Here is a 10,345-nt window from a genome sequence, read left to right on the forward strand (position 1 = left end):
CTCACAAGGTCCGATGTCATCACTCACAGTGCCCATCCCGCCGGACCTCAGCCCGGCGTGTCGGGCCGGAAACACCGATCTTGGAACAGTCCCACGCCCCACGACGCTGACCCGGGTGCAAGGACGCCAGCCCGGTAACGAGGCTGCCGTCCGAAGCAAGCTTCGGTTGCCCTCGAATCTCGTGGTCATCATGGCGTGCAGATTGTTCGGGTTGATCGACTGTATGGGGTGCATCTCCACTCGATGTGTACTTGAGTGGGTGTCATACACAACGTGCGTGTGATACACAGCGAAGCGCCTTTAAACGCTAGCGGGCAATCGAGGCTGTCACTTCGGTTGCTCTCGAAATCCCGTGGTCACCAAGGTGTGCAGATTGTTCGGGTTGATCGACTGTGCGGACTACATCTACACGCGACGTGTGGAGGTGTAGTGTTATGCACTACGTGAGTGTCATACACTCGCAGGCCCTCCAAATTTCAAGAGGGCGACGCCCAGAGACATGCGGGAACATGCCGAGGACGCCGCCCAGTGGCCAGAAGCTATTGACGTCTATCCCGCCGGCCAGCAGGTAGCGACGCCATAGCTCGGACAGCCACTACGAGGCCCGCCGCGATGATCGTGGCGGGCCTCAACTCTGCCAAGGTGCCCCAGACCATCAGGGCGGGCATTGTTACGTTGCAGGCCTTCACGATCTTCGTTTTGAAGCGCTCGTTCTTGTCGGGTCCTTCACCTTCGATCAACCCGAACCTCCTCCACACCGCGGGAGGCCCCGGCGCCGAGGACTCCACTATGGAAGCTCCCGGGGTGGAAAGGTCACTGCGACAAATCGTCAGTTCAAAACCCGTGTAACAACAATAGCCGAGGCAATCCAAGTCGTGTTCGGGCGCTCGAATACTTGAGCAGATACGCATCAGTGTGTGCGGCGAACGGTAGGGCCGCTCAAGGCCGCGGCACGGCCGAGAACTGAATGGACCCGCCGTTGGCGGGACTGTCTTTGCCGGCCTCGCGCTCGCATGGTCTGCCCCTCCACGTCGATGAACCTGGCCCATCCGCGCGGGCGAATCGCAAAGGCGGCGATCCACCCGCGCGGACGAGCCAGAACCCCCGACGCGGAGCCTCTGCAGGCCATGTCGGGGCTTGAAAAGCGGCAGGCCAGGAACCTGCCCCCCGCAAAGCGGGGCCAGCAAAACCCGAGCAGCCCCGGAGTCGCACATGACCTCCACCGGACTCACCACCCACCGCCACGAGCACAACCACGACGTGCGGGTCGAGGACCTGCGCTGCCCTGGCTGTGGAGAGCCGGCCATCCCGGAACCGCCAGAGGACCGACCGCGCGCCGGCGGGGAGTTCAGCCACTCGGACGGGACCGCGCTGTGTGCCCGCGCCGACGGGACCGCGGCGGAGCCGATCGAGGTGGCGTGGTGACCCGCCGTGCATCCCGCCACCCAGCGGCGCCAGTCGAGCCAGACCAAGATGGTCTGTTCGACACCGGTGGGTCGCTGGTACCCGCACCCCGCGCCACCGAGCCGGCGCCGGTGGTGGAACCCGGTAACCGTCAGGTCGTCAATGACATGAGGCTGGTCGAGTCGGTGATCCAGACGGCGGGCGGGCAGGGCTACACACTGCTGCGCAACGGTCAGGGGTCGACGGTGCACCGGCGGGCCGTCGGCAACACCGGCCTGATCGAACCTGTCGATGCGGCCGAGGCGGCGGCGGTGCTGCAGCTGCTGGAGCAAGACCTGTTTACCGTCGGTGGCCTGCATTGGGTCGGGACCGGCCGGCGGGTGATGCAGGCGCACGCGATCCTGGTCAGCACCCCACTGCGCCGCCGAGCCGCTCGGTGGCGCACCTACCGACGGCCCGCCGCCCGGTAGTCGGCGGCTGGTCATGAACTGGGTCTATTCGCGCAGGTACAGCTCGAGTAGTCGAGCGACCGCGTCGGTTTGGGTGCGGCACGGCCCGCTGGTGTGGACGGGGATGAGTTGGTCGGTGAGGGCCTGCCATCCGGAGCGGCGTCCCAGGGCTGAGTAGGTCGGTTTCACGAACCCGACCAGCAGCGGATCGTCGCCGGTGCCAGGGGCGAGAACGCGGCGGCGGTCGCCCTCGGTCGGCTTTTTGTCCACCCACACTGTGTCCGGATCGACCCGCGGTCGCGGCGCTGTTCGCCGAGCTCGCCGCGCGTCGTCGTCCGGCTCGGCCGGCGTGTCCCGCTGCGCCACCTTTTTAGTCACCAGTTTCGTGACAGCTGTCGGTGGGGCCGGCTCGTCGGCGGCTCCGGTTTGCGGAGCGTCACGCACCAGGGACAGGGCTGGGCGTGCTGGATCGGCGGCGTCCGGAGTCTGCGCTGGGGAGTCGTCACCGATCGCGGGGTCGTCGGACTCGTGGTCGCCGGTGGCCGGGGCGAACCGGCGCAGCAGCTGCGTCACTGCTTGGTCGAGGCTGTGGAAGGCATCGGGCAGGAACTCGGTGTTCTCCCGTGTGGCGATCGCGCGTAGCTCGCTGGTCGCCGTCTCAACCTCGGCGAGCGCGGCGAGTAGTTCGCGGTGGTGGCCGGCGTGGCGCATGCGGTGGGCTCGTTGACGGCAGGCCGCGTTGTGGAACCGAGCTGGTCGACCCCGGCCGCTGCTCGGCGGCAACTCCAGCCCGCATCCCGCGCAGATCACCGAACTCGCCTCCCCGGATTTCGTGACACATCCGTTTGTTGATGAGCCACACTACTCGCTGTGTAACGAAATTAGTAACGAAATCTGTCTGTGTGATGGCCTGCGACATGAAGAAGCCCCGCCGAGACCTGGACAGGTTCCGGCGGGGCTTCGTCGGCGGCTGGTCAGCGTCGGGGGTACCGGGTGTCGAACAGCCGGCGTGCTTCTCCACGCTAATAGAAGCAGAGCGTGGCGCGGGGACGATCGGGTGAAGGGCTCACCGAGTCGGTTCTCCTCGGATCTTGCGATAAGTCTTGGCGACGCCTTGGCTCAATCCGAAAGCCAGGAGGGCAAGCAGAGCCAGGACTACCCACTGGCTGAGGCTGATCGAATTCACAAAATCATGGACTGCGCCATCCGGCATGCTATAGATGCATCGAGTCCCAGGAGGCCACCACGATGGCTCCCAATGAATGTTGGCTCCTTCTGGAACCTCCTCGCCGCTGGCAAGGGTATCGGACGGACAGCTGCCTTCCGAGATGGGAGCGAAGACGATATGTCCGAGAAAGCCCAGCACGAAGACGAAAAGGCCGATCGAGACGCTGATCTTGGCGCTTCTAGCCATTGTTCCAGCCTCCTTCGTGAGAGCGTGCGATATATGTCTCAATCATACTTACGTGCGGAGGCATATATCGTACACCACAGTTTGGTTTCGATTCTGCTGGCTCAACCGGTCAGCAAAGCGCACTGTCGCGACCCTTCGTCCATTGCCTGCATTCGGGAGCGACACCCTTGGTCACGCCGATTAGAGGTTGCTTATCTCCACCTGGGATCACTCCGACACAGAACGTGTTGTTGTCGCAGTCGTCCGACAGCTTTTGCAGTATCTGGGCTGTTAGCGTGTACGGTGACTTGTCCTCAACCCCACTCCGGGGCAGTACCTTTATGTTGTACGTGACGCCAGGCTTCAGCAATTTCGGATGGTATATGCCGACCGTAAAATCTCTAGTTCCGCAGCCGTCAAGGGCTGTAGTGTCGAAATAGGGTTTAATCTCCGCCGGAAAACTGGTGTCGAAGAACACCATGTTTCGGTCCGCCCAGAAATCTTCCCCCTGCCCCGGAACGCAGACAGGTCGTGTGCCCACTCCCGCGTATTCTGGGCTGAAATTCTCACGATTGAAGAGTTTGAAGTCATGTTCATAGGCTCTGGGGCCGAAAAAATCGATCGACGCCTGATTTGCCCATGTCAGTGTATTTTCGATCAGCCGGCCTGTCCTGGGATCAGCCGATTCGTTCCTCGTCACCACCCGGCCATTTTCTGGCGACCAAACCTTAGGGGCGTCAGCAGGAGGAGGCGGCGGCGCGGGTGGGGAACCCTGACTTGGATTCACGTTCGGTGTAACCGGCGCGGTGGGGACCGCAAAAGTCGAGTTGGTCAAGCGCGGGCTCGACCTCGTCACGGAGGCAGCGTCGTCCCTGAGACTGCGCGCGGTCACACTCGGTGCCGCGCCTAGTAGGCTAACCCGCCAAATCTTCGGTTCGCTCTGGTCAACGACACGATGATAACTTTCCCGGTACTCTTTCACTACGGTACTCAGTGGCATGCCATGGCTAACGCCCCCGCCGACGGTTCCCTCTTTAGTGATGTGGGAAAATGACGTCGGTGTGACATTCAAATCAGCAAGAGTGGCTGCGAGAGAATCCAGCCTCACTGGATGGGAAAACTCAACCACCGTCTCTATCGGTGAGGTGAGGGGAATGAGCGGCACGGCGTTGACGACGGGGGTCGCGCTGGCTCCCGACGGAGCGAAGACCGTCACAACGCTCACCACCGTTGCCGCAGCAACAGAGGACATGGTTCTCAACTAGACACTCCTGGTAGCTACAGCGGGGATGTTGATAGCCAGCTGCTGCTGCTGCTGCAACAGCCACCTTTAGAACGATCTGTCCGATGGGCGCGGAGGGTGCCGAGTTGAGATGGCCTGTTTGACGCCCTCGATAAAGCAACGAGATGGGCGTGAAAGTGAAGCAAGTTCCACCTATGTGGGTGATATAACGAAATTGTTGCGTGGCTGCGCAATGATTTCTTAGGCAGGAAGAATCGTGTACTGACGGCTGAGTGGTTCAGTACCGGCAGCAGCTGCCTTGGCAGTTGCAGTGTGGCGTCCGTCGACGACGATCCGTGGGGGCGGCGCGCGGTCGTGACGGATCCGATCACCTCGGCCAGGCTGTCGGATTCTTCTCATCGGGGTCAACGTAATTGGTAACGAAATAGATTCGTGTGATGGTCTGCAAACGCGACGAAGCCCCGCCGAGACCTGGAGAGGTTCCGGCGGGGCTTGTTAGGGGTGGCTGGTCAGCGTCGGGGGTATCGGGCGTCGAACAGCCGGCGTGCTTCTAGGAGTTGGTCTTCGGTGGGGTCGGGTGGCCAGTTGACGCGGTGCGGTGAGGTCCAGGCGGTCACGACCTCGGGGAAGGCGTCGGTGAAGGGCACGGTCGGTTGTTTCGGTGGGTGTGCGGGCGTGCACGTCCAGGCCACAGGTGCCGGTGGCGGTGGTGATGCGGGCCAGGGCGCCGGGGCGGTAGCGCTCGTGCCAGTCCCCGACTTTCTGCCAGGAGGGTTCATCGCCGCTGTAGGCCTCGCACCAGGTGTTGCGTAGCCACCACAGTTCTTCCACGACGTCGGGGTGCCAGGCCCAGCAGTCGGGCAGCTCGGCTTTGGGGTAGCGCAGGTACACCTGCTCCAGCCACACCCGCAGTTGCTCGAGCACGGTGGTGGCCTCGTCGGGGTCGGTGATGGTCAGCCAGGACACCAGCTCCTGCGCGGGAGCTTTCTCGGGGTTGTTGGTGATCAGGTGCTGGGCCAGTTGCCGCATCTGCTGCTGCAGCTCGGCGACTTGGCCAGCCAGGTTTCGCACCTCGGCGGTCTGGTCGGCGGGCGGGTCAGAGCGCGTCATAGTGGTTGCTCCGGTCCTGCTGTGTCGTGGTGTCGGCGTACCAGCCGGCGAGCTGCGCAGCCCGGTCCTGTCCGCTTCGGCCGGTGGGCTGGTGCTGTGCGAGTCGATCCGAGGCCAGGTCGACCAGCTGCTGAGTAGTCAGCGGCGCCGTGGTGGTCTGCTGGTCGCGGGTGCTGGGTGCGGTGAACCCGAATGTCATCGAGGCGCTGTCCCGGTGGTGCTGGCTGGTGTCCTGGGTTTGGTGCGTGGCGTCCTTCGCCACCATCGCGCCGGTGCCCGTCCCGCCGGCTTGGTCCGCCACATGCTCGGTCTGCTGATCAGGGGCGGTCCGGTCGGCGAGTGTGGCGTAGTAGTTCGCTTCGGCCTCAGACATCACCGGCTCGGCGGCCGGCGGCTCTTCGGTCCTGGTAACGAGCGGGGCGGAGTCCCGCGCTCCCTCGCGCTCCCTCCTGCCGTTCATCGGGGGAGCGCTGCATCTGCTCGCCCGACGTCGCGGCCGGCAGCTCTTGGGCGGTGTCGGCGGCCGCTTCGGTGGCGGTGTTGGGGGCGGCGCCTGTGTCGTCTGTCAGGGGATCTCGGCCAGCCGGATGGTTTCGCCGGTGAGGGCCAGCTGCACGTCCAGCTGTTCGGAGGAGTACTTCTCGGCGAGCCGCTGGATCCGGTGAGCTTCCTTGAGGACCGCCGCATCGTCGTCTTCGTTGTGGTCGATGAAGTCGTTGACGTCGAGGTCGTTCCACCCGCCGTCGTCCCAACCAGGCTCGTTCGCGTCGAGATACTCGATGATCTCGTAGGCGTCGGCCTGCCTATCGGCCTCGCCCGGGCGGTCTTGCAGCCCGCGGGACGGGTCGTCCTCGGTGCCGGACCCGATGAAGCCTCTCGGTGTGTTCTCCAGCGTGTAGGCGCGCATCATCGCCGCATGCAGGGTCTGGGTCCGGCCCAGTCGTGCCAGGTCAGGGTGATGGGGACGTAGCCGGCGGCGGCGATTTGAGCGGCGTAGGCATCGTTGGGGGAGATGGCGTGATCAGGGTTGAAGGGGTGGCGCAGTCCGTCGTGTGGGCGGGTTTGCCATCCGGCGATGACCCATTCGTCGAACAGTTCCTGCAGCTCGGGTAGTGACCAGACCGCGCGCTGGTTGACGTCGCTGCCTCGGCGGGTGACGTCACGGCCGGTGTGGCCGGCGACGTGTTGGCAGAACAGGGTGTTGATCGAGGCGAAGGTGCGTTCCACGGTGGCTTCGTCAGTGGCTGTTTGCTGGTGGGCGGGTTGCACGGAGATACCCAGAGTGTCCGCGGCCCGCTGGAAGACCTCGGAGAGAAAAATCTTCCCGTGATCGATGACCACGGTGTCGGGGACGATGACTGGTTTCGCCGCGGCCATGGCCATACGCGCGTCGAGGGTGACCAGGCGGCTGTGCAGTATCCGGGACGCGGACATGGCTAGGGCTTGGTCCCAGCCCGGGCGCATCGGCTCTGGCACGGTGACCCGGGCGAGTAGCAGCGCGGCGTCGACGGCTTTCGCCCCGACCGGGCGTAGTACGCCGGCGCAGATGGTGCGGGTGGAGATGTCCAGGGCGAGGACGAGTTCCGCGCGGCCGATCACACCGTCGTCCATCACGGCCATGACGTCCAGCGGGGTGGTGTCGAGTTGGACTTGTTCGCCGGGGCGGGCGGTGATGGTGGGGGTGTAGGGGCGGGATGGTTTGTTCGCGGTCTGTCGTCGGGTGGTCGCGGAGCCGAAGGTGTATTTCCCGACGGACAGCTCATCCAGTAGCCGGTAGCAGGTGGCCCGAGAGGGCATCGCCACGGTGTCGGGGCCGTGCTCGTCGTCGAGTCGTTGTTTGATCTGGCGGATCGCGCGGGATTTCGTGCCGGTCGAGGTGACGGTCTGGGCGTCGATCACCGCTTTGGCGGCGGCGATGACCCGGGCATCAACAGCGTCGGTGGGGGTGCCGGGAGGAGACGTCTGGGGGAGGTGGCGGGAGTCGATCAGTCCCCACAGGCCTTGTTCGTGGTAGCGGCGCCGCATCCGCTGGATGGTCCGCACGCTGGTCGCGGTCCCGGTCGCGCTCAGTTCGTGGGCTTTCGCGCGTTCCCGCTGCGCCAACGTCGAGCTCGTCGGGTCGTACTCAGGGCGGGGGAGCTGGTGAGCGGGCGGCTGACCGGTCTCGAGCTCGAGTAGATGCCGTTCCCACTCCCGGGCCGCATGCAGCACCTGTTCGGGCAGTGCATCGAGCAGCCCGTGCGGCTCCACCCTCGTCCCGTCCGATTTCACAGCCGTCGGGTCTGTAGGGGTTCCGGTTGCTGTGGCGGGGCTGGTGGTTGGCTTGTCCGTGGTGTGCTCTGGGGTGTTGAGAAGCTGGAAGTCGTGCGCGGCGAGTAGGTAGGCCAGGGCGATCACCATGGTGGTCCCGGTCGCGGACAACAATCGGACTGTGGCGCCGGAGATCGCTACGACGGTGTGGGTGGTGTGGTCGAACATCACCTGGTCGTTGACACGCAGCACGCTCGGTCGTTTAACCATCGTGGGTCATGGTGACCAGGCCGCGCGGCGAGATGTTAACGAGAGCCACCGTCGTCGGTGTCTTTGCCGGGGGTGTTGGAGTGGCTGACTGCACGATGGTGCGGTCGGACAGGGTTAGTGACAGGTCTGCCTGCAGTTGTTGTGTCCAGAGAAGGTGGTAGAGCACCGGGAGTGTGGCGAGCGGGTCTCCGGTGAGTTCGGCGCCGTCCATCAGCGGTCTGGGCCGGGTGAAGACCTCGAGGAGCCGTTCGGCGATGTGTGGGGTGAAGCAGCGTGGGTGGCGGTATCCGGCCAGCCATTTCTGGTTGGTGACCGTGAGCTCGTCGAGGCGTTCGGCGATGGTGTAGCGCCAGCCCAGCGTCGCGCAGGCGCGGGCGGTCACCTCGAATGCCTCCTGGGCGGCCGGCCGGATCGGCTCGGTCGGCTGTGTGTCCAGGACCAGTACTTCACCGTGCTCGAGCAGCGCTAAGAAGTCCGGCGCGTGCCGTCGGGGTTTCGTGCCTGTGCCGCTGTTGCGGGTGTCTGTGGGGTGTCGGGGTTCTTCTTCGGTCCACAACAGCCAGAACGGTCGTACCGCGATCCCGATCACCGATGGGTCACGGTCGAGTGCGACGAGGTGATCGCGTTGTACCCAGGATTCGAACCCGATCCGCCGACGCAGTGTCGCTGACCAGTACCAGCCTGGGAAGTTGCGTTGTCCGCGATAGGACGGGAACGATCGTGCCGCACGGTGCAGCCCATCGAGCATGTCTGGCAGCTGGTCCCACGGCACTCGTTGTTGGGTGTCGTCGGCGTCGAGGTAGAGCGCTTCGAACTGCTCGGTGGGCCCTGATGATTCCGCTGTATGTCCCCCCAACATCATGTGATCATCTTCCTCGTCGCTCAAGGTGGGGGCTTCGTCGCGTCCATCGGACGTCCGTGTGAGGACCAGTGGCAGCAGTATCGGTTATGGCCCGTGGATCCTCTTACAGTTGAAGCATTTTAAACATTTCAGATCCATGCTTTACTCCATTTGGTAGAACCGCTCAACCGCTGGTCTGTGAAGCTATGTGATCGGTTCACCGGTGAACGCGTCACTTCAGCCGTTTAGCCACTTGAACAGGCTCTTGAGTGGGTTCTGAGCGTGAGACGCTCTACAGTTGTGGTGGAAGTTGATGACAGCGGGCAAGTTGATCAGGACAGTGGGGCAGACGGGAGGTAGTGATGCCGAACTTTGAGACCTTCGAACGGAGGATGGCGTCACTGACGCAGAACCCCACGGCGGTGTTGCAGAAGACCGGTGTGCTGTCGTTGAACAAGTCCGCGCAGGTGGCTTTGGGCGAGCCCGAGGCTGTGGAGCTTCTCTTTGACCCAGAGGCCGAGATCATCGGGTTGCGGCCGGTGTCGGCGGACAAGTTGAATGCCTACCCGTTGCGTCCTCAGCGGCCAGAGGTAGGGCCGTATCTGGTCGCGGCGACTGCTTTCACCAAGTACTACAAGATCGACACGAGTGTGTCGCGTCGATACGTGACGTCGATGGACGAGGGGATCTTGTGCATCGAGCTGAAGGGCGAGAGCACCGCTGTGTCGAGCAACCGCAGTGGCAGCGGTAGGTCGGAGTAGTCGTCCCAACCGGCGCAGAGCTTCCCGGGGGTGTCCGCCCAGGTATGGCGGCGCCTGGTGAGACCGGGGAAGGGAAGTGGTCCGAGCAAGTGTTCACCTTGCTCGGACCATCTTCTCCTCAGGGAGGGTAGTGCGTGAAGGCCTCACCGCAAGTCGCTGACTGAGACAGTCTTCCGACCATGCACGCTGGCGATTCTCGCCAGCACCCGTGCGACGAGAATCGGTCAACTTGGTTGAGAACTGACTGTTCTGTGTGTTGTGAATCGCGCGCTTTTTAGCGTCCACATAGGACTATGATAGTTGGTTGCTGCTATGTGCTGTATTGCTGCTATGCTGTTATTAGCAACGAGTGAGCGGTGATCCGAATTGTACGGCTCGGGTGTCCGGAGGCAGGTGTTGCGCGCTGTGGGACCGGCCCCCTCTCCCCATGGTCTTCGGGATACCCCGCCCTGTTCCGGAACTCTCCAAGGGCAGCCCAGCGTCCTCCTAGGCGCTTTTGTACGTGTTCTGATGAGGGCGCAGCCCGGTCGTAACGGGTAGAGCCAGTCGGCGCAGCCGGCGGGCTCATGGACCTTCGGAGCGGGCGCAGCCCGCGACCCCACTGGATTCCGGCGCAGCCGGAAT

At 63.8% G+C, this 10,345-nt stretch carries 11 protein-coding genes; 3 read left to right on the forward strand and 8 right to left on the reverse strand.

Translation table 11 applies throughout. From position 1 onward, the window contains the following. Nucleotides 1–1,212 precede the first annotated feature (1,212 nt). Nucleotides 1,213–1,425, forward strand: a complete 213-nt coding sequence (locus tag G406_RS0123270) for a hypothetical protein (protein WP_028935626.1) — start codon at nt 1,213–1,215, stop codon at nt 1,423–1,425. Between the two features lie 146 nt (nt 1,426–1,571). Continuing rightward, nucleotides 1,572–1,874 (forward strand): hypothetical protein, encoded by a 303-nt coding sequence (locus G406_RS49245; protein WP_156935111.1) that lies wholly within the window; start codon nt 1,572–1,574, stop codon nt 1,872–1,874. A gap of 24 nt (nt 1,875–1,898) precedes the next feature. On the opposite strand, the gene G406_RS0123280 is transcribed toward G406_RS49245, so the two are convergent. The 8 genes from G406_RS0123280 to G406_RS49260 all read right to left on the reverse strand — a co-directional run bounded on the left by G406_RS0123280 (nt 1,899) and on the right by G406_RS49260 (nt 8,978). After that, nucleotides 1,899–2,564 (reverse strand): hypothetical protein, encoded by a 666-nt coding sequence (locus tag G406_RS0123280; protein WP_028935628.1) that lies wholly within the window; start codon nt 2,562–2,564, stop codon nt 1,899–1,901. Between the two features lie 355 nt (nt 2,565–2,919). Beyond that, nucleotides 2,920–3,267, reverse strand: a complete 348-nt coding sequence (locus tag G406_RS57265) for a hypothetical protein (RefSeq protein WP_156935112.1) — start codon at nt 3,265–3,267, stop codon at nt 2,920–2,922. Nucleotides 3,268–3,376: 109 nt separating this feature from the next. Next, nucleotides 3,377–4,507, reverse strand: a complete 1,131-nt coding sequence (locus G406_RS57270) for a hypothetical protein (RefSeq protein WP_156935113.1) — start codon at nt 4,505–4,507, stop codon at nt 3,377–3,379. 477 nt (nt 4,508–4,984) lie between these two features. Beyond that, a complete protein-coding gene (locus tag G406_RS54470; protein ID WP_051342553.1) occupies nt 4,985–5,599 on the reverse strand; it encodes a hypothetical protein in 615 nt (204 codons plus the stop codon). Next, on the reverse strand, nt 5,586–5,972 hold the full coding sequence (locus G406_RS0123290; protein WP_028935629.1) for a hypothetical protein: 387 nt from the start codon (nt 5,970–5,972) through the stop codon (nt 5,586–5,588). The genes G406_RS54470 and G406_RS0123290 overlap by 14 nt, the downstream gene beginning before the upstream one ends. Nucleotides 5,973–6,164: 192 nt before the next feature. After that, the gene (locus tag G406_RS0123295) at nt 6,165–6,509 is read right to left on the reverse strand and encodes a hypothetical protein (RefSeq protein WP_156935114.1); all 345 of its coding nucleotides are present in this window, start codon (nt 6,507–6,509) and stop codon (nt 6,165–6,167) included. Then, nucleotides 6,506–8,119, reverse strand: a complete 1,614-nt coding sequence (locus tag G406_RS49255; protein ID WP_211241242.1) for an integrase — start codon at nt 8,117–8,119, stop codon at nt 6,506–6,508. Before G406_RS49255 ends, G406_RS0123295 begins: the two co-directional genes overlap by 4 nt. Continuing rightward, complete coding sequence (locus G406_RS49260; RefSeq protein WP_211241243.1) at nt 8,112–8,978, reverse strand: TnsA-like heteromeric transposase endonuclease subunit; 867 nt, start codon at nt 8,976–8,978, stop codon at nt 8,112–8,114. Before G406_RS49260 ends, G406_RS49255 begins: the two co-directional genes overlap by 8 nt. 344 nt (nt 8,979–9,322) lie before the next feature. Between G406_RS49260 and G406_RS0123310 the strand changes: the two genes are divergently transcribed. Then, entirely contained in the window at nt 9,323–9,721 is a 399-nt protein-coding gene (locus G406_RS0123310; protein WP_156935115.1) for a hypothetical protein, read from the forward strand. The last annotated feature ends 624 nt before the right edge of the window (nt 9,722–10,345 follow it).

It is taken from the genome of Actinospineispora spinosispora DSM 44797 (assembly GCF_000429025.1).
Lineage (GTDB): Bacteria > Actinomycetota > Actinomycetes > Mycobacteriales > Pseudonocardiaceae > Pseudonocardia > Pseudonocardia spinosispora.

Bases quoted from the DNA above. Each gene is read 5' to 3' on its own strand.
- G406_RS0123270 (WP_028935626.1), top strand. From the start codon at position 1,213: ATGACCTCCACCGGACTCACCACCCACCGCCACGAGCACAACCACGAC.
- G406_RS49245 (WP_156935111.1), top strand. From the start codon at position 1,572: ATGAGGCTGGTCGAGTCGGTGATCCAGACGGCGGGCGGGCAGGGCTAC.
- G406_RS0123280 (WP_028935628.1), bottom strand. From the start codon at position 2,564: ATGCGCCACGCCGGCCACCACCGCGAACTACTCGCCGCGCTCGCCGAG.
- G406_RS57265 (WP_156935112.1), bottom strand. From the start codon at position 3,267: ATGGCTAGAAGCGCCAAGATCAGCGTCTCGATCGGCCTTTTCGTCTTC.
- G406_RS54470 (WP_051342553.1), bottom strand. From the start codon at position 5,599: ATGACGCGCTCTGACCCGCCCGCCGACCAGACCGCCGAGGTGCGAAAC.
- G406_RS0123290 (WP_028935629.1), bottom strand. From the start codon at position 5,972: ATGTCTGAGGCCGAAGCGAACTACTACGCCACACTCGCCGACCGGACC.
- G406_RS0123295 (WP_156935114.1), bottom strand. From the start codon at position 6,509: ATGATGCGCGCCTACACGCTGGAGAACACACCGAGAGGCTTCATCGGG.
- G406_RS49255 (WP_211241242.1), bottom strand. From the start codon at position 8,119: ATGGTTAAACGACCGAGCGTGCTGCGTGTCAACGACCAGGTGATGTTC.
- G406_RS49260 (WP_211241243.1), bottom strand. From the start codon at position 8,978: ATGTTGGGGGGACATACAGCGGAATCATCAGGGCCCACCGAGCAGTTC.
- G406_RS0123310 (WP_156935115.1), top strand. From the start codon at position 9,323: ATGCCGAACTTTGAGACCTTCGAACGGAGGATGGCGTCACTGACGCAG.